The organism is Mycobacterium sp. TH-M103 (genome assembly GCF_057473785.1).
Map to the genome: position 1 here is coordinate 1 of NZ_JBYCLG010000260.1, position 21,416 is coordinate 21,416.

The following is a 21,416-nucleotide window of genomic DNA, read 5'->3' on the forward strand; positions in this document are numbered from 1 at the left end:
CGACGACGAGCTGTGCCGGCAGTACGACCCCCTGATGAGCCCGCTGGTGTGGGACCTGGCGCACATCGGGCAGCAGGAGGAGCTGTGGCTGCTGCGCGGCGGCGACGCCGCCCGGCCCGGGATGTTGCCGCCGGCCGTCGAGGGTCTCTACGACGCCTTCGTGCATTCCCGCGCCAGCCGCGCCGGCCTGCCGCTGCTGTCCCCGGCGCAGGCGCACTCCTATTGCCGCACGGTGCGCTCGGCGGCGCTGGACGCCCTCGACGCATTGGGCGAGGACGAGGACGGCTTCGTCTACGGCATGGTGGTCAGCCACGAGAACCAGCACGGCGAGACCATGCTGCAGGCGCTGAACCTACGCACCGGCGCCCCGCTGCTGGCCGACGCGGCGGCGGTGCCGGCCGGCCGCCCGGGGCTGGCCGGCACCTCGGTGCTGGTGCCCGCCGGCCCGTTCGTGCTCGGGGTCGACGCCGCCTTCGAACCGTTCTCCCTGGACAACGAGCGACCCGCCCATGTCGTCGACCTGCCGGCGTTCCGCATCGGCACCGTGCCCGTCACCAACGGCGAATGGCGGCGGTTCCTCGACGACGGTGGCTACCGCGAGCCGCGGTGGTGGTCGGAGCGCGGCTGGGAGCATCGCCGCAGCGCGGGGCTGACCGCCCCGCAGTTCTGGAGCGCCGACGGGACGACCCGCACCCGGTTCGGCCACGTGGAGGACATCCCGGCCGACGAGCCCGTCCAGCACGTCACCTACTTCGAGGCCGAGGCCTACGCGGCGTGGGCCGGGGCGCGGCTGCCCACCGAGGCGGAGTGGGAGAAGGCCTGCGCGTGGGATCCGGCGACCGGGACGCGCCGGCGCTACCCCTGGGGCGAACAGGCGCCCTGTGCCGCCCTGGCCAACCTGGGCGGGTCGGCGATGCGCCCCGCGCCCGTCGGCGCCTACCCGGGCGGCGCCTCGGCCTACGGGGTCGAGCAGCTGCTCGGCGATGTCTGGGAGTGGACGTCCTCGCCGCTGCGGGGATGGCCCGGTTTCGTCCCGATGGTCTACGAGCGGTACTCCCGTCCGTTCTTCGACGGCGACTACCGGGTGCTGCGCGGGGGATCGTGGGCGGTGGAGCCGGGCATCGTGCGGCCCAGCTTCCGCAATTGGGACCACCCCTACCGCCGCCAGATCTTCTCCGGCGTCCGGCTGGCCTGGGACGTAGAGGACCGGAACTGATGTGCCGCCACCTCGGCTGGTTGGGGGCCGACGTCACGGTTTCTTCGCTGGTACTCGAGCCGCGCTACGGCCTGCGGGTGCAGTCCTACGCCCCGCGCCGGCAGAAGAACGGCCTGATGAACGCCGACGGCTGGGGCGTCGGCTTTTTCGATGGCGCGCCGGATCCGGCGGTGCCCCGGCGCTGGCGCAGCGCCGCGCCGCTGTGGGGTGACGTGTCGTTCGAGTCGGTCGCGCCGGCCCTGCGCAGCCACTGCGTGGTCGCCGCGGTCCGCTCGGCGACCGTCGGCATGCCCATCGAGGCCAGCGCGACCGCGCCGTTCACCGACGGGCGGTGGCTGTTGTCGCACAACGGCGTCGTCGACCGCGCCGTGCTGCCACCGACGCCCGCCGAATCAGCTTGCGACAGCGCACTTTTGGCGGCCACCATCTTTGCGCGCGGACTCGACGCCCTGGGTGAGACGATCGCCGAGATCGGCGCCGCCGACCCCGCCGCCCGGCTCAACGTGCTGGCCGCCGACGGGTCGCGCCTGCTGGCGACGACATGGAACGAGACGCTGTCCATCCTGCGCCGCGACGACGGTGTGGTGCTGGCCAGCGAACCCTACGACGACGACGGGGCATGGGAGGACGTGCCGGACCACCACCTCGTCGAAGTCACCTCCGAGCGGGTGACATTCACCGCGCTGGACAACCCGAAAGGATCGTGATGACGCTGTCGCTGTCCAACCACCTGGCGGCCGACTCGGCGTACCGCGCGTTGCGCCGCGACGTGTCGGAAGGCCTGCAGAGCACGCCGAAGACATTGCCGCCCAAGTGGTTCTACGATCCGCTGGGCAGCGAGCTGTTCGACCAGATCACCCGCCTGCCCGAGTACTACCCCACGCGCGCGGAGGCCGAGATCCTGCGGGACCGGGCGGGCGAGATCGCGTCGGCCAGCGGGGCGGACACCCTGGTCGAGCTGGGCAGCGGAACCTCGGAGAAGACGCGGACGCTGCTCAGCGCCCTGCACGGCCGCGGTTCGCTGCGCAAATTCGTGCCGTTCGACGTCGACGCCAGCATGCTCTCGACGGCCGCGGAGGCGATCCAGCGCGAATATCCGGGCGTCGAGATCCGGGCGGTGTGCGGAGATTTCGAGGAGCACCTCAACGAGATCCCCGACGGCGGCCGGCGCCTGTTCGTGTTCCTGGGGTCGACGATCGGCAACCTCACCCCCGGACCGCGTCGGGAGTTCCTGACCAACCTGGCCGCGGTGATGCGGCCGGGCGACAGCCTGCTGCTGGGTACCGACCTGGTCAAGGACACCGGCCGGCTGGTGCGCGCCTACGACGACTCCGCCGGAGTGACGGCGCGGTTCAACCGCAACGTGCTGGCGGTGGTCAACCGCGAACTCGACGCCGACTTCGACGTCGACGCCTTCGCGCACGTCGCCCGCTGGAACGCGCCCGAGGAGCGCATCGAGATGTGGTTGCGGGCCGATCGCGCCCAGCGGGTGCGGGTCGGCGCCCTGGAGCTGACCGTCGACTTCGCCACCGGCGAGGAGATGCTCACCGAGGTGTCGTGCAAGTTCCGGCCCGACGGCGTGCGCGCCGAACTGGTCCGCGCCGGGCTGCACCGAACCGGTTGGTGGACGGACGCCGCGGGGGACTTCGGGCTGTCGCTGGCCGTGATGTGACCCACTGCGACTCGCTGGCCGACCGGTGGCGGTCGGCCCGGCCACCGGTGGCCGGGCTGCACCTGGACAGTGCGGCCTGTTCGCGCCAGAGCCTCGCGGTGATCGACGCCGCCGCCCGGCACGCCCGCCACGAGGCCGAGGTTGGCGGCTATGTGGCCGCGGAGGCCGCCGCGCCGGTGCTCGAGGCCGGACGGGCCGCCGCCGCCGCGCTGAGCGGCATGCCCGACGCGGAGGTCGTCTACACCACCGGCGCGCTGCACGCCCTGGACCTGCTGCTGGGCGGCTGGCCCGCCGACCGGCGCGTGGTGGCGTGCCTGCCCGGCGAATACGGCCCCAACCTGGCCGTGTTGGCCGCCCACGGGTTCGAGCGCCGGCTGCTGCCGACCAGGGACGGGCGGCTGGCGCTCGACGACGCGGCCTTCGTCCTGGAGGAGGATCCTCCCGACCTGGTCCACCTGACCCCGGTGGGCAGCCACAGCGGTGTGGTGCAACCGGTTTCGATGGTCGCGCGGCTGTGCGCGGAGCTGGGCCTGCCGCTGGTCGTGGATGCCGCCCAGGCACTGGGCCAGATCGACTGCGCGGTGGGCGCCGACGTGACGTATTCGACGTCGCGCAAGTGGATCGCCGGGCCGCGGGGGGTGGGTTTCCTGGCGGTGCGCCGCGACCTGATGGAGCGGCTGCACCCGAGGCTGGAGCCGCCGGAGTGGACCTCCCCCCTGAGTGTGGCCCGTCAGCTGGAGTTCGGCGAGGCCAATGTCGCTGCGCGGGTCGGATTTTCGTGCGCGCTCGGCGAGTATTTGGCGTGCGGGCCCGACGCCGTGCGGGCGCGGCTGGCCGAGCTGGGCGCGGCCGGGCGCACCGTGCTTGCGGACGTGCCAGGCTGGGCCGTCGTCGAGGAGGCCGAGGAGCCGAGCGCGATCACCACCCTGGCCCCGACCGACGGCGCCGACCCGCAGGCGGTGCGGGACTGGCTGCTGTCCCGGCGGCGCATCCTGACCACCTACGCCGGGGTGCAGCGGGCGCCGCTGGAGCTCTCGGGGCCGCGGCTGCGTATCTCGCCGCACGTGGACACCACGGCCGGGGACCTGGAAACGTTCGCCGAGGCGCTGATCGCGGCGACGGCCGCCACCGGGTAGGTCAGCCCGCCTTGTGCGCGGTGAGCAGGTAGGCGGGCAGCTTCATCCGTCCCTGCTCGTCGCGTTCGTGTGCGGGCATCTCGAACGGTGCGTCGGCGGCCGGCGGGATGTTCGCGTGGATGAAGGCGGGCCGGATCTCGTCGACCTCCCAGTATCTGCTCACCGCGGCGCGCAACTCGTCCTCGTCGACCTCGTTGGGCTTGGCCTCCATCTCGGCGGGGAAGGCGCCCTTGGCGAAGACCAGCACGAAGTAGCCGGCCCCCGGCGCGGCGGCGCGGTGCACGGCGCTCAGGTAGCCGTCGCGGCCCTCGACCGGGAGCGAGTGGAACAGCGTGGAGTCCACGACCGTGTTGAACCGGCCGGCCGAGCCCGGCGGGTAGCCGGCGAAGTCGGTGATGTCGGCCTGCACGAAACTGGCGGTGGTCAGGCCTCGTTCGGCGGCGGCCCGGGTGGCCGCCGCGACCGCGGTGGGGGTCAGGTCGATGCCGACCACGGTGTAGCCCTCGGCGGCCAGCGCCAGCGACAACTCCGCGAACCCGCACCCGGCGTCGAGCACGTCGCTGCGGAACCTGCCGGCCGCCAGCAGCGCGGCGAGTTCGGGTTGCGGCGCACCGATGTTCCACGGCGGCGGACCCTCGAACTCCCCCTCCCCGCGGTAGGCGCTGTCCCAGTCCATCACGTCATCGGAAGTCATGGCTTCAACCGTACTAGCGTTCCCAGGTGTGCACCGGCTCGTTGGCATGCATGTGTGCGCAGTAGCGCCGCAGCATCTCGGCCAGGGCGGCGGGCCTGGTCATCCCGCCGTCCTGCAGCGCCCGCACGGTCGACACCTGCCAGGTCGCCCCGTTGCGGCCGGTCGCGGCGCGGCCCTCGATGACGCCGAGGAAACGGTCCCGCACCCCGGCGTCGACACCCCAGCGCCGCAGCCCGTCGTGGGCCAGGGGCAACAGCGTGTCCAGCACCAGCCGCTGCGTCGTCACCTCGCCCAGCCCGGGCCAGTGCAGCCGGGCCGCCATGCCGTGCCGCGCCGCCTCGAGAAAGTTCGATTCTGCCGCAACGAAACTCATGTCGTTGCACAGTGGGTGCTCCGCCTCAGACAGGCTGCGCAGCGTGCCGTAGTAGAACGCCGAATTCGCCAGCATGTCGATGACCGTCGGGCCGGCCGGCAGCACCCGGTTCTCCAGCCGCAGATGCGGGCGACCGACCCCGTCGCTTTCCGAGACGTCGTACACCGGACGGTTCCACCGGTACACAGTGCCGTTGTGCAGCCGCAATTCGGACAGGTGCGGCGTGCGCCCGGCGGCCAGCTCGGCGGCCGGGTCTTCCTCGGACACCTCGGGCAGCAACGAGGGGAAGTAGCGGATGTTCTCCCTGTAGAGGTCCAGCACCGAGGTGATCCAACGTTCGCCGAACCACACCCGCGGTCGCACGCCCTGGGCCTTGAGCTCCTCGGGACGGGTGTCGGTGGACTGCGCGAAAACCTCGATGCGGGTCTCCGCCCACAGCTGATGGCCGAAGAAGTAGGGCGAGTTGGCGGCCAGCGCCAGCTGCGGCCCGGCCAGCATCTGTGCCGCGTTCCAGTTGGCCGCGAACTGCTCCGGCGCCAGTTGCAGATGTAATTGCATGCTGGTGCATGCGGATTCGGGTGCGATCGTGGCGGCGCTCCAGCTCAGCGGCTCGGGCCCGGAGATGTTGATCGGAATGTCCTCGCCGCGGGCGTCGAAAATCGAGTCGTTGAGCGCCGCATAGCGCCGCGACTCGCTCATCCAGTTGCCCCGCAGGTGCTCGGGCATCAGGGTGGGCAGGATGCCGATCATCACGATGTGGGCGCCGCCCGAGTTCGCCTTGTTCTCGGCCTCGTTGAGGCTGTCCCGCACCTCGGCCTCCAGGTCGGAGGCGGTGTGCCCGGCCAGAGCGCGGGGCGGCACGTTGAATTCGATGTTGTGGGCGCCCAATTCGGACTGGTAGGCGGGGTCGGCGATGGCGTCCAGCACGTAGCGGTTCGACATGGCCGGCTGGTAGTCGGAGTCGACGAGGTTGCACTCGATCTCCATGCCGGTGAGCGGCCGGTCCGAGTCGAAGTGCGATTGAGCGAGCATCGTCTCGAGAACGTCCAGGCACAGCCGCACCTTGCGCCGGTATTCCCGCCTGTGTGCGCGGTTATACGTGGTGCGCTTGACCTCTTCGCCCACATCGCCGATGGAACAGGTTTACCGGCGCGGGCGCAAGGGCGCGGGGTCAACCGGCATGTTCGCTGCGCTGCCGACCAGCGGGTGGACCATCATGGAGATGCCACGAAGTGTCGCAGTTCACGCCGGAGGAGCGCCGTTGCCCGAGTTCATCGCCGCCATCGACCAGGGCACCACCAGCACCCGGTGCATGATTTTCGACCACGACGGCGCCGACGTGGCCTGCCATCAGCTCGAGCACGAGCAGATCCTGCCCCGTGCCGGCTGGGTGGAACACAACCCGGTCGAGATCTGGGAGCGCACCGCCTCGGTGCTGATGACGGCCCTCAACGTCGCCAGGCTGGCACCGAAAGACATTGCTGCGCTGGGCATCACGAATCAGCGGGAGACGACGCTGGTGTGGGACCGGCACACCGGTCGGCCGTACTACAACGCGATCGTGTGGCAGGATACGCGCACCGACCGCATCGCGTCGGCGCTGGACCGCGACGGCCGCGGCGAGGTGATCCGCCGCAAGGCGGGCCTGCCGCCGGCGACGTACTTCTCCGGCGGGAAGCTGCAGTGGATCCTGGACAACGTCGACGGGGTGCGCGAGGCCGCCGAGCGCGGTGACGCCCTGTTCGGCACCGCCGACACCTGGGTGTTGTGGAACCTGACCGGCGGTCCGCGGGGCGGGGTGCACGTCACCGACGTGACCAACGCCAGCCGGACCATGCTGATGGACCTGCAGACGCTGGACTGGGACGACGAGCTGTTGTCGTTCTTCTCGGTGCCGCGGGCGATGCTGCCGGCGATCGCGCCGTCGTCACCGCGGCAGCCCTACGGGGTCACGACGGAGTTCGGGCCGCTCGGTGGCGAGGTGCCGATCACCGGGGTCCTCGGCGACCAGCACGCGGCGATGGTCGGCCAGGTGTGCCTGAAGCCGGGCGAGGCGAAGAACACCTACGGGACCGGCAATTTCCTGCTACTCAACACCGGCGAGACGATCGTGCGCTCCGGCCACGGCCTGTTGACGACGGTCTGTTACCAGTTCGGGGACGCCAAACCCGTTTACGCCCTTGAGGGTTCGATCGCGGTCACCGGTTCGGCCGTGCAGTGGCTGCGCGACCAGCTGGGCATCATCGGCGGCGCCGCGCAGAGCGAACTGCTGGCCCGCCAGGTCCCCGACAACGGCGGGGTGTACTTCGTGCCGGCGTTCTCCGGGTTGTTCGCCCCGTACTGGCGCTCCGACGCCCGCGGCGCGATCGTGGGCCTGTCCCGGTTCAACACCGCCGCACACCTGACCCGTGCGACGCTCGAGGCGATCTGTTATCAGAGCCGCGACGTGGTGGATGCCATGCAGGCCGACTCCGGTGTGCCCCTCGAGGTGCTCAAGGTCGACGGCGGCATCACGGCGAACGACCTGTGCATGCAGATCCAGGCCGACGTGCTGGGCGTGGACGTGGTGCGGCCGGTGGTCGCCGAGACCACCGCGCTGGGCGCGGCGTACGCGGCCGGCCTGTCGGCAGGCTTCTGGACGGGCCCCGACGAGCTGCGGGCCAACTGGCGCGAGGGCAGGCGCTGGACGCCGTCCTGGGACGACGACCGGCGCGCCGCCGCCTACGCGGGCTGGCGAAAGGCGGTGCAGCGCAGCCTGGATTGGGTGGAGATTCCCTAACCGCGAGCGTGCGTGTCTGTACGGCGACACGCCGGTACGGACGTACATCTGCGCACGCTCGCGGTCAAGGGGGCTGGGAACTCAGTCCTCGCCGAGGATTCCGTAGATCTCCCGGCGCGCATTGTTGACGATCTCCACGATGCGCTGCTGCTGTTCGGCGGTGGCGGTGTGCGCGGATTGCGCCACCGCGCCGAACAACTGGCCCACGGCGGCCCGCAGGTTGACGTGGCCGGGGTCGGCGCCTTCGGCGATCTCGTCCCACGGTGGGGTCTCGATCTTCTCGGCGGCCGCGCGACCCTCGTCGGTCAACTCGAAAAGCTTCTTGCTGCCGTCGGTTTCGCTCGCGGCGATCAGGCCTTCGTCGTCCAGCAATTGCAGAGTCGGGTACACCGACCCGGGGCTGGGCTTCCAGATCCCGCTGCTGCGCTCGGCGATCTGCTGGATCATCTCGTAGCCGTGCATGGGCCGTTCGGCCAGCAGTGCCAGGATGGCCGCCCGCACGTCGCCGCGACGTCCGCGGCCGGGGCCGCCGCGCCGCCCGCCGCCGCGCCGCCCGCCCGGTCCGAAACCGAAGCCCGGGCCGAAGCCCGGACCGAAGCCGGGGCCGAAGCCCGGACCGAAGCCGGGGCCGAAGCCCATCGGCCCGCCATGGTCGCCGGCGTGGTCGCGAAGGTGCTCGCGGAACTCGTGCCGGGCGTGCCGCCTGGCACCGCGCAGGGCCCGCCATTGTGCGGGCCCGACACCGGGAACCGGGCCGGGGCCGAATCCGAAGCCCGGTCCGGGCCGGTCGCCGAACGGGCCGCTGCCCGGGGTGAAGGGGTGGTTCATTGTGTGTCCTTACGTCTGGTGAGTGAAGCGACGGTCATGCGCTCCGATATATAACGATATATCGCGACCTAACGCGATGCAACGTCGGAGGCGTGCGGGGGCCACGTCCGCCCGGCAGAGCGGCAATAGTGGAGCGGCGGTGGTGGACGACGCGCGATCAGCGCGGCGGAGCGAACCCGCCCGGCGGCGGCCCCTGCGGCGGCCACGGGGCGCCCGGCGGCCCGTAGCCCCACGGCGGTGGGTCGGGCGGTCGCAGGCGCGCCAGTTCGCGACGGTGCCGTTCGGCCAGGACCGCGGCGAGCACGAGTTCCGGCGGCGCGCCGGGCGGGGGTGGCGGGGCGATGCGTGACACGACGTCGCCGGCGATCCGGTACGCCATCTGCTGGCGCAGGCTCGGATCGAGTTGCGTTGCCCTGCCGAGAAATTGGCGAGCCACATCCGCTTGGCCGGCGTCCAGGCCCGAGAGCTGCAGCGACGAAGCCCACCACGCCAGCGCCGGCGGCATCGCGGGCGGCGGCGCCATCCGGGGTCCCCGTTCGCTGACGACCACCGTGCCGGCGAAGACGTCACCGATGCGTTTGGCCCGCGGCGAGAGGATGCTGCAGATGACGGCGGGGCTGCCGGCCAGCATCCAGATCTCCACGACCGATGCCAGCGCGCGAAACAGGGCCTGCCGGAATCGTTCCGGGCCACCGTCGTCGGACACCACCCGCAGGCCCATGACGATCTTGCCGACCGACCTTCCCCGCGTGGTGGTTTCGAAAATCAGTGGGTACCCGACGATCACCAGCACCGTGAAGACGATCAGGATGGCGGCGGTCAGCGCGCTGTCGAACTGGGTGAGGGTGGCGGCCCACAGCAGCAGTCCCAACACGTAGCAGACGAAGATCACCGCGATGTCGATCAGTGCGCTCACGGCCCGCACGGGCAACTGGGCGATCTGCACGTCGAGCACCACGGCGTCCCCGGTCACCACCTCCGACATAACACCGAACGGTACCCTGCCCAGGGTGGACGTCGACGCATTCGTGCTGACCCATCGCGCTACCTGGGACCGGCTGGACCGGTTGGTCAAGGGGCGCCGGTCGCTGACCGGCGCGGAGGTCGACGAGCTCGTCGAGCTCTATCAGCGGGTGTCCACCCACCTGTCGATCCTGCGGTCGGTGTCGTCGGATTCGCTGCTGACCGGCAGGCTCTCGAGCCTGGTGGCACGCGCGCGCTCGGTGGTGACCGGCGCGCACGCGCCGCTGAGCAGGACGTTCGTCCGGTTCTGGACCGTCTCCTTCCCGGTGGTCGCCTATCGCACCTGGCGGTGGTGGCTGGGCACGGCGGTGGTGTTCCTCGCGGTCGTGGCGGCCATCGCATTCTGGGTGTCGGCGAATCCCGAGGTGCAATCGGCGGTCGGAACACCAAGCGAAATCGACGAATTGGTCAACCACGACGTCGCCTCGTACTACAGCGCGCACCCCGCGGCGGCGTTCGCGCTGCAGGTGTGGGTGAACAACTCCTGGGTTTCCGCGCAGTGCATCGCGTTGTCGGTGCTGCTGGGGCTGCCGATCCCGATCGTGCTGTTCAAGAACGCCGCCAACGTGGGCCTGATCGCCGGCCTGATGTTCAACGCGGGCAAGGGCGGTGTCCTGCTCGGCCTGCTGGCCCCGCACGGGCTGCTGGAGCTCACCGCGGTGTTTCTGGCGGGCGCGACGGGAATGCGGCTGGGCTGGTCGGTGATCTCGCCGGGGGACCGGCCACGCGGTCAGGTGCTCGCCGAGCAGGGCCGGGCCGTCGTGTCGGTCGCCGTGGGACTGGTCGCGGTGTTGCTGGTGTCCGGGCTCATCGAGGCGTTGGTGACGCCGTCGCCGCTACCGACGGCCGTCCGGGTCGGCATCGGTGTCCTGGCCGAGGTGGCGTTCCTGTCCTACGTGGTCTACTTCGGCCGCCGCGCGGCCAAAGCCGGGGAGTCCGGCGACATCGAGGACGCCCCGGACGTGGTCCCGACGGGCTAGAGCCGCCCGCTGGCCTTCATCGCCAGATAACGGTCGGCGAGGGCGGGCGCCAGGTCGGCGGGCACGGCGTCGACGACCTCCACCCCGCTGCCGCGCAGCCGGGCGGCGATCACGCGGCGCTCGTTGCGGGAACGCTCGGCGGCCGCGGCGTCGTACACCGCGGCCGCGTCGGCGCGCCCGGCGGCCATCTCGTCGACGCGCGGATCGGCGACCGCCGCGACCATCAGGTGATGGCGGGCCGACAACGTCCCCAGCACCGGCAGCAGCCCCTCCTCGAGCGCGGTCGCGTTGAGATCGGTCAGCAGCACCACCAGGGATTGCTGCCGGGTACGCCGAACCAGCGCCGACGCCAGTGCACGCCAGTCGGTTTCGACGAGCGTCGGCTGCAGCGGTGCCATCGCCTCGACCAGCTGGGTGAGCAGTTCGGTGCGGGAGGCCCCGACCACCGCGGCGCGGCTCACCCGGTCGTGGGCCAGGAAGTCCACGTGGTCGCCGGCCCGCATCGCGAGCGCCGCGAGCAGCAGGGCGGCATCCATCGCCCAGTCCAGTCGCGGCCAGCCCGCCGGTCCGGTGCCGGGATCGGACAAAGTCGGGTCGACGCCGACGCGGCCGGCGGCCGTGCGCCCGGTGTCGAGCACGAGCACCACCCGGCGGTCGCGTTCGGGCCGCCAGGTGCGGACCACCACGTCGGCGCGGCGCGCGGTGGCGCGCCAGTCGATCGAGCGCACGTCGTCGCCGACGACGTATTCGCGCAGCGAATCGAATTCGGTTCCCTGGCCGCGGATCAGCGTGGGCAGCGGCCCGTCCATCTCGCGCAGCTTCGCGAGCCGCGACGGCAGGTGCTTGCGGGACAGGAACGGCGGCAGCACCCGCACCCGGCCGGGCACCGTCCGCGAGGTTTGCCGCCCGGCCAGCCCCAGCGGGCCGATCGAGCGGGCCGTGACCGCCGCCGCACGCTGGTCGCCGCGCCGCACCGGCCGAAGGCGGGTCCGGATCAGCAGGTGCTGCCCGGCCCCGATGGTGACGGGATGGACGCGCGGCTGCGCGCGGGCGCTGGGTGGCCAGGCGTCGCGGATCTGGCCGCGGAACCGGCGGCGGCCGTCGTTGTGGACCGTCAGGACCGCGTCCACCTCCTGGCCGAGCCGCACCGAGCCGTCCGGGGGGCGGGTGTACCGCAGCCCCCCGGTGCCGGCCGCCATCCCGACGTCGACGGCGACCGCGGCGACCAGAGCCGCCAGCAGGGCGACGAAAGCCCTTGCCGGCCAGTCAGATACGGCGATCGGCAGGGCGCATAGCAGTGCTACCAGGCCGGTGCGTCCGGTCAGGACCACTAGCGGGGCACCGGAACCGAGGCCAGGATCCCGTCGAGCACGCCGTCGGCGGTGGCCCCCTCCAGCTCGGCTTCCGGCCGCAGCATCAGGCGGTGCCGCAGCGTCGAGGAGGCCATGGCCTTGACGTCGTCGGGGGTGACGTAGTCGCGGCCGGACAGCCACGACCAGGACCGGGCGGTGGCCAGCAGCGCAGTCGCCCCCCGCGGCGACACGCCCAGTTGCAGGGCGGGGGAGATGCGGGTGGCCCCCACGACGTCGACGATGTAGCCGAGTACCTCGTCGGCGACCCGCACCCGTTGCACCGCGGCGCGGCCGGCCGCCAGTTCGGCGGGCCCGGCCACCGGCTTGATCGCGGACAGGTCGCGGGGGTCGAAGCCGTGCGCGTGCCTGCCCAGGATGACGATCTCGGCGTCGCGCGGCGGCAGCGTGACGTTCAGCTTGAGCAGGAAGCGGTCCAGCTGGGCTTCGGGCAGCTGGTAGGTGCCCTCGTATTCGACCGGGTTCTGGGTGGCGGCGACGATGAACGGATCGGGCAGCGGTTTGGGTTCGCCCTCCACGCTGACCTGACGCTCCTCCATCGCCTCCAGCAGCGCCGCCTGCGTCTTCGGTGGGGTGCGGTTGATCTCGTCGGCCAGCAGCAGGTTGGTGAACACCGGGCCCGGCCGGAACACGAACGCGGCGGTGCGTGCGTCGTACACCAGCGAACCGGTGACGTCGCCGGGCATCAGGTCGGGGGTGAACTGCACCCGCTTGAAATCGAGTCGCAGCGCCGCGGCCAGCGCCCGCACCAGCAGCGTCTTCGCCACTCCCGGAACGCCTTCCAGCAGGACGTGGCCACGGCACAGCAGCGCGATCACCAGGCCGCTGACGACCCCTTCCTGTCCCACGACGGCCTTGGCCAGCTCGGCGCGCAGCGCCAGCAGCGCCTCGCGGGCCGGGTCAGCGGCGGGGGTCTGGGCGGGGGAGGGGGGTGTCACGATGCGGTGACCTGCCTTTCGATGTCGTCGAGCGCACGGGCAAGTTGTAGCAGTTCGTCGTCGGTGGCCGGGGGTGGGCCGTAGAGCCGGTGGGCGACGAGTCCGGCGTCGGCACGGCCGCGCTGCGCGACGGCCGCCACCACCGCCGGGGGCGGCGCGCCCGCGCCCAGCCCGAGCCGGGGCAGCAGCCGCTGCACCGTGGCCAGGCGCAGCGCCGCGGCGGCCCGGTCGCGGGCCCGGCGCGACCGGTACAGCCGGGCGCGGCCCTCGACGGTCTCCGACGCGCGCACCACCACGGGCAACTCCTCGGTCACCAGCGGGCCCGGCCGGCGGCCCTTCCAGAACGCCACCAGCGCCACCACCAGGCACAGCTGCCAGAGCAACCAGGTCACGTTGCCGGGGATCAGGCCGAAAAGCGAAGTGGTGGAGGAGTTCTCACCCTCGAAGTGCTGGGGCGCATACCAGATGAGGCGGGGCCGGTCGCCGGCGAGGTTCATCGCCAGCGCGGCGTTGCCCGCCCGCAGCAGGCCCCCGTTGGTCATGAACTCGGCGCTGCCCACCACGGTGACGGCCCGGCCGTGGGCCCGGAACCGGATCAGCACCCCGCCGTAGCAACTCGTCACGGCCCTGCCGGCGTCGGCCCGGTAGCTGTCGCTGGGCCCGAAGCGCGCCGCTCCGGCCCGGTCGGCTTCGCGCAGCGTGCAGTCCGGGCTGCTGTCGAAGCCTTTCGGCGCCGGCTGCTTGCGTACGCCGGGCAGCAGCGCCTCGCGGGTCCGTGCCGTCGGCTCGACCAGCAGCAGATCGCCTGGGGCGCCGGCCAGTTCGTCCAGCACCGGGTCGGTCAGGTATTGGCTCTGCGCCACCAGGATCAGGGTGGCGGGGCGCGCGGCCCGCTCGACGTCGGCGATGCCGGTGGCGACGACGACCTCGACACCGTTGTCGCGTAGCAGCGTCACCAGGGCGTGGGCGCCGTCGGGTGCGGTCGACGCCGGATCCATCGGAGCTCCGGACCGTGGTGCGGTCAGGTAGGCGCCGACGCCGGCGACGGCCGCGATGACCAGCAGCGACAGCGCCGCCCAGCGCCAGGTGCGTCGGCGCTGCGCTGCGGTCCCGGGTGCCGCCGTCACCGGACCCGCGCCCAGGACTCGACGGTGCCGGCCGCCGGCGCCGCGGGGGCACCGGCCGGCGAGCGTGACCTCAGGTGCTCGTCGAGGTCGGCGATCATCCGGTACTCGGGCTCGGTGCCGGGTCGCTCGCCGTAGGTGACATCGTTGAAAGCGTTTGCCGCCCGGGATAATTCACCGGCCAGGTGGGGAAGTGTGGCGCCGGCGTCGCGGGCCAGCTCGTTGGCGGTCCGCCCGGGAGTCGCGCCGAGCACCCCGGTCTCCTCGAGCTGGCGGGCGACCGCGCGGAGCCGGTGCCGGATCGCCGCGGCCCAATCGCCTTCGGCGGCAAAGCCTTCGGCGGTCGCGCGGTGCTGCGCGGCGGTGAGCTGCGTGGCCGCGAACAGCGCGACCCCACTGCGGCGGGTGCGCAGCGTGCGCCGCGCGACCCGGACTGCGATGACCACCGCGACCGCCAGCAGGACGAACAGCACCGCGGCGGTGAACCATCCGCCCGGCAGCGACGCGGTCTTCTCCAGCAGCCGGTACAGCTGTTCGTTGATCCAGTCGGACAGCTGCTGCCAGGCCGAGCCCCGGGAATAGACCGGCTTGTCCAGCTCGGCCTGCGCGGCCCGGTGGGCGGCATCGCGGTCGATGTCGATGGAAGGCACGGTGTGATGGTCCTCGCTCGGCCTCTACGCGGGCCGGGTCAGCCAGAGGTTGTCGGTGGATGCATAGGGCCCGCCGGCGGCCCCGGTCTGCAGCACCAGGTCGAACGCCTCGGCGCGCATGCGGCGGTCGGTGTAGAGCAGCACGACGACCCCGGCGTTGAACGGGGCCGTGACGATCTGGCCGATCGTAGACCCGACGGTGGCGATCGCGGTACCGAGCACCAGCACGGCGGTGGACGCGCCCTGGGCCAGCACCAGCTGGCCCGCGATGCTGAACGGCGCGGCGATCGCGTTCGCGACGACGGTGGCCACGACGAACGTCAGCGTCCGGATGCCCAGCACCCGCCAGAAGCCGTTGCGGACCAGCGCGAAGGACCGGGTGATCGCGTCGATGACGGGCAGCCGCTCCAGCACGATCAGCACCGGCGCGAACAGCACCACCGTGTACAGGTAGACCAGCAGCGCCAGCATCCCCAACAGCAGCGGGAACCCGAACACGATCGCCGCCGCCCCGCTGCCGACCGCCGCCAGCACCGCGGCCGCGACCGCCGCCAGGCCGCCGAGGGTGGCCACTGCGGCGGCCTCCAGCATCGCCAGTCCGAGCAGGGGAAGCAGCCGCCCGCGAATCCTGGCCCAGGTCTCGCCGATGGTGATCGTCGACCCGAAGACCGCGCGCCCGACGATGACGGTGAGCATGCCCGACAGCAGCATGCCGCCCAGCCACGTGACCAGCAGGCCGGCGGCAATCGACGCCAGGAGTGCGCCCACGACCGCGGAACTCGGCTCGTCCGGCTGCCCGGCGGTGGCGCCGCCGAAAGCCGTCAGGGGCCCGAGCGTGGCGACGAGCGTGATGATCTGCATGACCACGACCACCGAGGCGGTCAGTCCGAGCGTGGCCCGCGGGTTGGCGCGGATGTAGCCGACCGCCCCGTTGAAGATCTCGCTCAGGGTCAACGGCCGCAGCGGGATGATCCCGGGTTTGACGATCGCCGGCGGCCGGTACGGGGAACCGTATTGCGGCGGGCCATAGCCGTACGGGGAGCCGTATTGCGGGCCATAGCCGTATGGGGAGCCGTATGGGGAGCCGTAGCCGTACGGGGAGCCGTAGCCGTACCGGGGGCCGGGCGGGGGCGCGTTCACCAAGCCCGGTGGCCTTCGGAGCCGAAGTAGCCCAAGCGGCCGCACCCATCGTTCGTCATGGCCTCCATCCTGTCGGCGGCCGGTTCATTTCTCAATCTCGGTGTCGCAATCTCCCGGTTGGCCGTGGCGCGTACCGTTCCAGACATGGCGGAACTCAAGGCCCGGATCCGGGCGGACCTGACCCAGGCGATGAAGGCGCAGGACAAGTTGCGCACCGCGACGCTGCGCATGCTGCTGGCCGCGATCCAGACCGAGGAAGTCTCCGGCAAGCAGGCCAAGGAACTCACCGACGAAGACGTCCTCAAGGTGCTGACCAGGGAGTCCCGCAAGCGTGGCGAGGCCGCCGAGATCTACACCCAGAACGGCCGGGGCGACCTGGCCGCCAACGAGCACGCCGAGGCCCGGGTCATCGACGAGTACCTGCCCACCCAGCTGACCGAGGCCGAGGTGGCCGACGTCGCCGACACCGCGATCGCCCAGGTCGCCGAGGAGATCGGCGAGCGGCCCGGCATGAAGCAGATGGGCATGGTGATGAAGGCGGCCACCGCGATCGCGGCCGGCAAGGCCGACGGCGCCCGCCTGTCCGCGGCGGTCAAAGAGCGCCTATGACGCGCGCCGCGGCGCCGCGCGCGGCCCGCGCCGCCGCAACGACCCGCGGGAACTGCGGTCCCCGGTCGTCGCCGCGGGCCGGCCGGCCGGCGTCGAGCCGTTCCCGCTGCGGCACCACGACGTACTTCGGGTCGCGGGTGGATTCGACCCCGGCCTCGAACACCCCGAACCGCTGCAGCACGCTGCCGGACAGCAGCGCCAGCCCGGACAGGGCCGCGACACCGCGGTTGCGTCCGCCCGCCACCGCGCCCAGCGCCCCGGCGACCGTCAGGTACTCGGCCGGCTTGCGCAGCCGGTGTGCTTTGCCGCTGGTGTAGGCCTGCGCGGCCAGACCGATGCGCCGCTCCATGAGCCGCGACGCCGCGACCTCGAGGCCGGCGCCCAGGACGGCCAGCCGGCGGGCCGGGCCGGCCTCGGCGACCGGCGCCAGCAGCATCCCCAGCCCGCCGCCGCTGGCCGCGGCCGACCCGGTGAACACGAACGGCAGGTACGGGTGTGCGGCGTTCCAGGCCGGGACGGCGGTCTGCGACAGCAGCACCGCGGTGTAGGACGCGACCCCCGGCGCGAAAGCGGCTGCCGATAGCCCCGCCGGGCGCGCCGAGGCGGCCAGCAGCCGGCCGGGCGCGGACCCTCGCAGCGCCGACGGCATCAGCTCGGCGGCCCCGGCCAGCCCGGCGCCGGGACCGTAGGCGGACAGGATCCAGGTGCCCACGCTCATCGGCGAACTCGGCTTGGCCACCCGCAGCATGTGGTGGAACCGCTCGGGGCGGCCCAGATCGGCGATGAGTAAGTACATGCTGGCGACCAGGCTGGCCAGCGCCCCGACCCGCCCCACGCGGCGCAACTCGCGCCGGCCGGTCAGGTCGGCCCCGGCGGCCAGCAGCGCCGAGCCCCCCGACAGGCCCCCGGCGAACAGGTAGGCGGCGATCTTCCACTCCCATACCGGCGTCTTGAGCACCGCACGCCCGTAGTACGACCGGAACTCGGCGCGCGGCACGGCGAGCTGCTCACGGCCCCCGCCGCTACCCCGACCGCGCGAGAAAGTCTGGGCGTGGACGTCCTGCGCGCCCGCCTCGCTGCGCTGTTCCCTCACCGCCGGCCCCGCCCCAGGAACGACGACACCGCGGCGGCCACCAGCGCCGAGGCCGCGATCCCGGCGTAGCGCCACATGGCCGGCGCGTCGCGGGTGGGCACCACCGGGTCCGGGGGCAGGCCGTACACCTCGGGCTCGTCGAGCAGCAGGAAGAACGCGCCGTCGCCGCCCACCCCGTCGTTCGGGTCGTGGCCGTAGAGTCGCGCCTCACCGACCCCGAGCCCGTGCAACTGGTCGAGGCGGCGGGCGGCGCGCTCACGCAGCTCGTCGAGGACACCGAACTGGATGGAGTCGGTGGGGCACGCCTTGGCGCACGCCGGTTCCAGGCCGTCCCGCAGCCGGTCGTAGCACAGCGTGCACTTCCATGCGCGGCCGTCGCCCTCGCGCCGGTCGATCACCCCGTACGGGCAGCCGGACACGCAGTAGCCGCAGCCGTTGCAGATGTCCTGCTGCACAACGACGGTGCCGAACTCGGTGCGGAACAACGCGCCCGTCGGGCACACGTCCAGGCAGCCCGCGTGGGTGCAGTGCTTGCACACGTCGGAGCTCATCAGCCAGCGGAAGTCGGTGCGCGATTCCGCGCCGGTCGCGTCGCCGGGGCGCGCGAACTTCGGGAAGTCCAGGTCCACCGGGGCGTTGCCGAGTTTCCCACCGCCGCGCGACATGGATTCGATTGCTGCCGTCGCGATCTCGGCCGACTCGCCGGTACCCGAAGGGCCGGTCTCCGATCCCGCGACGTCCGGGTCCTGTTGTCCCAGCGGACGCTCCTGCTCGATGAAGGCGACGTGGCGCCACGTGCTGGCGCCGAGCATGCCGGTGTTGTCGAACGACATCCCCAGCAGGTTGAAGCCGTCGTCAGGCACGGAGTTCCACTCTTTGCACGCCACCTCGCAGGCCTTACAGCCGATGCACACCGAGGTGTCGGTGAAGAAGCCCATCCGCGGCGGATGATCCGCGGCGTACCCGGCGTTGCCGGCGGGGTCGGGCAGTTCGCCGTAGAAGCTGTTGTCGCTCAAGGCGTTTCCCCCGGCTCGACATGGGCCACCGGGTCGGGCCGGGTGGTGTCCACATGAGTACCCGTTTCGGTGGTGATGCCCGCGCGGTTGCGGTAGTCGGCGATGTAGGCCAGCAGTTCGGGTCCGCGGGGCCGCCGCCCGGGCCGCACGTCGCAGGTGGCGACCTTGCTCTCCTGGATGAACACGTTCGGGTCCAGCACCACCCCGAGCAGGTCGTTGACCACGTCACCCTCGACCGGGCCGGCGTAGCCCCAGTGATACGGCATCCAAACCTGGTGGATGACATGGTCTTCGATGCGCAGCGGCTTCATCCGGTCGGTCACGAACACCTTCGCGTCCACCGCCGTGCGGCTGGTGATGACGTGCGCCCAGTCCATGTGCGTCAGCCCGCGCAGGCGCGCGAGCTCGGGGGACACCTCGACGAACAGCTCAGGCTGCAGCTCGGCGAGATAGGGCAGCTGGCGGCTCATCCCGCCGGCAGTGTGATGCTCGGTGAGCCGGGCGGTGGTGAACACGAACGGGAACACCTCGCCGTGCGCCTCCGGCGGCGACGGGTTCGACGGATTGTCGCTGCGGCCGTAGACGATTCGCGCCGGGTTGCCCTGCTGGGTGTACAGCGCGTTGCGCACCGGCGACTCGTGCGGCTCGTAATGAGTGGGCAGCGGGCCGTCCGCCAGCCCGTTGGGCGCGAACAGCCAGCCTTTGCCGTCGGCCTGCATGACGAACGCGTCGTCGCCGCGCAGCGCCTCCACCCCCACCGCGCCCTCGGGCGGGCGGTAGTCCGGCGGCTTGTGCAGCTCGAAGTCGGGGATGTCGTGGCCGGTCCACTCGCCCCGCTCGGGGTCCCACCACACCAGCTTCTTGCGCTCGCTCCACGGGCGCCCCGCCGGGTCAGCAGAGGCCCGGTTGTAGAGCACCCGGCGGTTCGCCGGCCACGTCCAGCCCCACTCGTTGTCGTAGGGGCCCTGCTGCTCCTTCGGCTTGCGCCGCGCGGCCTGGTTGACCTCGTCGGCGTACACCCCGCTGTAGATCCAGCAGCCGCACGCGGTGCTGCCGTCGGCCTTCAGCTCGGTGTAGCCGTTCACCGCCTTGCCGGTGGTCAGGTCGATGCCGTTCATGCGACGCAGCACGTCCTCGCCCGAGGGCTCATCGGCCTTCGGACCTTCGGCCTCCTCGGTCTTGTAGTCCCACGCCAGGTCCAGCAGCGGGCGGTCGCGCTCGTCGGTCGAGCCGGCCAGCTTCTCGCGCAGCCGCCGGCCCAGGTGATAGAAGAACCACAGCTCCGAGCGGGCGTCACCGGGCGGGTCGACCGCCTTCTCCCGCCACTGCAGCATGCGCTGGGTCTGGGTGAACGTGCCGGCCTTCTCGACGTGGGAGGCGGCCGGGAAGAAGAACACCTCCGTGCGGCACGTCTGCGGCGAGATCTCGCCCGTCTCGATCTCCGGGGCGTCCTTCCAGAAGGTGGCGCTCTCGATCATGACGAGGTCGCGCACCACCAGCCAGTCCAGGTTGGCCATGCCCAGGCGCTGCAGCCGCCCGTGGGCGGACCCGACGGCCGGGTTCTGGCCGAGCAGGAAGTAGCCGAACACCGTGCCGTCGATCATGTCCAGCACCGTGCGGTAGGTGCCGTGGTCGCCGTTGATCCTGGGCAGGTAGTCGAAGCAGAAGTCGTTGTCGGGTGTCGCGTGCTCACCCCAGTACTCCTTGAGCAGCGACACCATGTAGGTGTCGGCCTTGTGCCAGAAGCCCTTCTGGTTGCTGCTGGTGATCTTCTCGAGGTAGTCCGCCAGGGTCTCCTGGCCGGCCTGCGGCATCGTGAGGTAGCCGGGCAGCAGGTTGAACAGCGTCGGCACGTCGGTGGAGCCCTGGATGCTGGCGTGCCCGCGCAGCGCGAAGATCCCGCCGCCGGGGCGGCCGATGTTGCCCAGCAGCAGCTGGATGATGGACCCCGCACGGATGTACTGGGCGCCCATCGAATGCTGGGTCCAGCCCACGCTGTAGACGAGCGCGGCGGTGCGCTCCCGGCCCGAGTTCTGCGTCCACGCCCGCGCGATCTGGAGGAAGGTCTCGGCCGGCACGCCGCACACCCGCTGCACCATCTCCGGGGTGTAGCGGGCGTAGTGCCGCTTGAGGACCTGGTAGACGCAGCGCGGGTGCTGCAGCGTCGGGTCGTTGGGAATCTCGCCCGCGGCGCCCTCGATCGCGGCCCCGCCGGAGCCCAGCTGCGTCGGTGCCCCCTGCTGCTTGTCGGACGCCCCGCCCCGGCCGCCGTGGTGCGTGGACTCGTAGTGCCAGCTCGCCGGGTCGTAGGACGCGGTGTCGTGGTCGTAGCCGCTGAACAGCCCGTCGAGGTCCTCGGTGTCGCGGTAGCCCTCGTCGAGGATGAACGACGCGTTGGTGTAGGCGGTCACGTAGTCCCGGAAGTCCAGTTCATTGGACAGGATGTAGTTGATCACCCCGCCGAGGAAGGCGATGTCGGTGCCCGCGCGCAGCGGCACGTGCCGGTCGGCGACCGCGCTGGTGCGGGTGAACCGCGGGTCGATGTGGACGACCCCGGCCCCTCGGGCCTTGGCCTCCATCACCCACTGGAAGCCGACCGGATGCGCCTCGGCCATGTTCGAGCCCATGATGACGATGAAGTCTGAGTTCGCGAGGTCCTGCTGATAGTCCGTCGCGCCACCGCGACCGAAGGAGGCTCCCAGACCGGGAACCGTGGCGCTGTGTCAAATACGGGCCTGGTTCTCGATCTGCAGCGCGCCCAGCGCGGTGAACAGC

At 71.9% G+C, this 21,416-nt stretch carries 19 protein-coding genes; 7 read left to right on the forward strand and 12 right to left on the reverse strand.

Annotated elements, in window-relative coordinates; genetic code table 11:
* From egtB to egtE, 4 genes are all read left to right on the forward strand, one after another.
* Positions 1-1,216, forward strand: a 1,216-nt coding sequence (gene egtB / locus AC2VOR_RS14885; RefSeq protein WP_486964023.1) for an ergothioneine biosynthesis protein EgtB, incomplete at its 5' end; no start/stop codon positions are given.
* Positions 1,216-1,923, forward strand: coding sequence for an ergothioneine biosynthesis protein EgtC (gene egtC / locus AC2VOR_RS14890; protein WP_369736549.1), 708 nt, complete (start codon positions 1,216-1,218; stop codon positions 1,921-1,923). The genes egtB and egtC, both read left to right, overlap by 1 nt.
* Positions 1,923-2,888 carry an L-histidine N(alpha)-methyltransferase gene (egtD, locus tag AC2VOR_RS14895; protein WP_369736550.1) on the forward strand — a complete coding sequence of 322 codons (966 nt, stop codon included), beginning with the start codon at positions 1,923-1,925 and terminating at the stop codon, positions 2,886-2,888. The genes egtC and egtD overlap by 1 nt, the downstream gene beginning before the upstream one ends.
* A complete protein-coding gene (gene egtE, locus AC2VOR_RS14900) occupies positions 2,885-4,024 on the forward strand; it encodes an ergothioneine biosynthesis PLP-dependent enzyme EgtE (protein ID WP_486964024.1) in 1,140 nt (379 codons plus the stop codon). Before egtD ends, egtE begins: the two co-directional genes overlap by 4 nt.
* Before the next feature lies 1 nt (position 4,025).
* On the opposite strand, the gene AC2VOR_RS14905 is transcribed toward egtE, so the two are convergent.
* Positions 4,026-4,718, reverse strand: coding sequence for a class I SAM-dependent methyltransferase (locus AC2VOR_RS14905; RefSeq protein WP_486964025.1), 693 nt, complete (start codon positions 4,716-4,718; stop codon positions 4,026-4,028).
* Positions 4,719-4,731: 13 nt separating this feature from the next.
* The gene (locus AC2VOR_RS14910) at positions 4,732-6,216 is read right to left on the reverse strand and encodes a glutamate-cysteine ligase family protein (RefSeq protein ID WP_486964026.1); all 1,485 of its coding nucleotides are present in this window, start codon (positions 6,214-6,216) and stop codon (positions 4,732-4,734) included.
* Between the two features lie 97 nt (positions 6,217-6,313).
* Here AC2VOR_RS14910 and glpK point away from each other — a divergent pair, with 97 nt between their 5' ends.
* Positions 6,314-7,870 (forward strand): glycerol kinase GlpK, encoded by a 1,557-nt coding sequence (gene glpK / locus AC2VOR_RS14915; RefSeq protein ID WP_369736555.1) that lies wholly within the window; start codon positions 6,314-6,316, stop codon positions 7,868-7,870.
* Between the two features lie 81 nt (positions 7,871-7,951).
* On the opposite strand, the gene AC2VOR_RS14920 is transcribed toward glpK, so the two are convergent.
* Positions 7,952-8,698, reverse strand: a complete 747-nt coding sequence (locus AC2VOR_RS14920) for a PadR family transcriptional regulator (RefSeq protein ID WP_369736556.1) — start codon at positions 8,696-8,698, stop codon at positions 7,952-7,954.
* A 157-nt stretch (positions 8,699-8,855) separates the two neighbouring features.
* Entirely contained in the window at positions 8,856-9,683 is an 828-nt protein-coding gene (locus AC2VOR_RS14925) for an RDD family protein (RefSeq protein ID WP_369736557.1), read from the reverse strand.
* 25 nt (positions 9,684-9,708) lie between these two features.
* On the opposite strand from AC2VOR_RS14925, the gene AC2VOR_RS14930 reads away from it, so the two are divergent.
* Positions 9,709-10,701, forward strand: a complete 993-nt coding sequence (locus AC2VOR_RS14930; RefSeq protein WP_369736558.1) for a stage II sporulation protein M — start codon at positions 9,709-9,711, stop codon at positions 10,699-10,701.
* On the opposite strand, the gene AC2VOR_RS14935 is transcribed toward AC2VOR_RS14930, so the two are convergent.
* The 5 genes from AC2VOR_RS14935 to AC2VOR_RS14955 are packed head-to-tail and all read right to left on the reverse strand — an operon-like array spanning position 10,698 to position 15,968.
* On the reverse strand, positions 10,698-12,032 hold the full coding sequence (locus AC2VOR_RS14935) for a DUF58 domain-containing protein (RefSeq protein ID WP_369736559.1): 1,335 nt from the start codon (positions 12,030-12,032) through the stop codon (positions 10,698-10,700). The two genes, AC2VOR_RS14930 and AC2VOR_RS14935, sit on opposite strands and share 4 nt — an antisense overlap.
* The gene (locus tag AC2VOR_RS14940; RefSeq protein ID WP_369736560.1) at positions 12,032-13,009 is read right to left on the reverse strand and encodes an AAA family ATPase; all 978 of its coding nucleotides are present in this window, start codon (positions 13,007-13,009) and stop codon (positions 12,032-12,034) included. The genes AC2VOR_RS14935 and AC2VOR_RS14940 overlap by 1 nt, the downstream gene beginning before the upstream one ends.
* A complete protein-coding gene (locus tag AC2VOR_RS14945) occupies positions 13,006-14,151 on the reverse strand; it encodes a DUF4350 domain-containing protein (RefSeq protein WP_369741389.1) in 1,146 nt (381 codons plus the stop codon). The genes AC2VOR_RS14940 and AC2VOR_RS14945 overlap by 4 nt, the downstream gene beginning before the upstream one ends.
* Complete coding sequence (locus AC2VOR_RS14950; RefSeq protein WP_486964027.1) at positions 14,133-14,783, reverse strand: DUF4129 domain-containing protein; 651 nt, start codon at positions 14,781-14,783, stop codon at positions 14,133-14,135. Before AC2VOR_RS14950 ends, AC2VOR_RS14945 begins: the two co-directional genes overlap by 19 nt.
* Positions 14,784-14,807: 24 nt before the next feature.
* On the reverse strand, positions 14,808-15,968 hold the full coding sequence (locus AC2VOR_RS14955; RefSeq protein ID WP_369736562.1) for a DUF7847 domain-containing protein: 1,161 nt from the start codon (positions 15,966-15,968) through the stop codon (positions 14,808-14,810).
* 99 nt (positions 15,969-16,067) lie between these two features.
* On the opposite strand from AC2VOR_RS14955, the gene AC2VOR_RS14960 reads away from it, so the two are divergent.
* The gene (locus AC2VOR_RS14960; RefSeq protein ID WP_369736563.1) at positions 16,068-16,532 is read left to right on the forward strand and encodes a GatB/YqeY domain-containing protein; all 465 of its coding nucleotides are present in this window, start codon (positions 16,068-16,070) and stop codon (positions 16,530-16,532) included.
* Here AC2VOR_RS14960 and nrfD read toward each other — a convergent pair.
* The 3 genes from nrfD to fdh all read right to left on the reverse strand — a co-directional run.
* Positions 16,516-17,529, reverse strand: a complete 1,014-nt coding sequence (nrfD, locus tag AC2VOR_RS14965) for an NrfD/PsrC family molybdoenzyme membrane anchor subunit (protein WP_369741390.1) — start codon at positions 17,527-17,529, stop codon at positions 16,516-16,518. The two genes, AC2VOR_RS14960 and nrfD, sit on opposite strands and share 17 nt — an antisense overlap.
* 92 nt (positions 17,530-17,621) lie before the next feature.
* The gene (locus tag AC2VOR_RS14970) at positions 17,622-18,641 is read right to left on the reverse strand and encodes a 4Fe-4S dicluster domain-containing protein (protein WP_486964028.1); all 1,020 of its coding nucleotides are present in this window, start codon (positions 18,639-18,641) and stop codon (positions 17,622-17,624) included.
* A partial coding sequence (fdh, locus tag AC2VOR_RS14975) for a formate dehydrogenase (RefSeq protein WP_486964029.1) occupies positions 18,638-21,416 on the reverse strand: 2,779 nt, incomplete at its 5' end. The genes AC2VOR_RS14970 and fdh, both read right to left, overlap by 4 nt.

Coding starts and splice junctions, on each gene's coding strand:
- egtC (WP_369736549.1), top strand. CDS start 1,216: ATGTGCCGCCACCTCGGCTGGTTGGGGGCCGACGTCACGGTTTCTTCG.
- egtD (WP_369736550.1), top strand. CDS start 1,923: ATGACGCTGTCGCTGTCCAACCACCTGGCGGCCGACTCGGCGTACCGC.
- AC2VOR_RS14905 (WP_486964025.1), bottom strand. CDS start 4,718: ATGACTTCCGATGACGTGATGGACTGGGACAGCGCCTACCGCGGGGAG.
- glpK (WP_369736555.1), top strand. CDS start 6,314: ATGCCACGAAGTGTCGCAGTTCACGCCGGAGGAGCGCCGTTGCCCGAG.
- AC2VOR_RS14920 (WP_369736556.1), bottom strand. CDS start 8,698: ATGAACCACCCCTTCACCCCGGGCAGCGGCCCGTTCGGCGACCGGCCC.
- AC2VOR_RS14925 (WP_369736557.1), bottom strand. CDS start 9,683: ATGTCGGAGGTGGTGACCGGGGACGCCGTGGTGCTCGACGTGCAGATC.
- AC2VOR_RS14960 (WP_369736563.1), top strand. CDS start 16,068: ATGGCGGAACTCAAGGCCCGGATCCGGGCGGACCTGACCCAGGCGATG.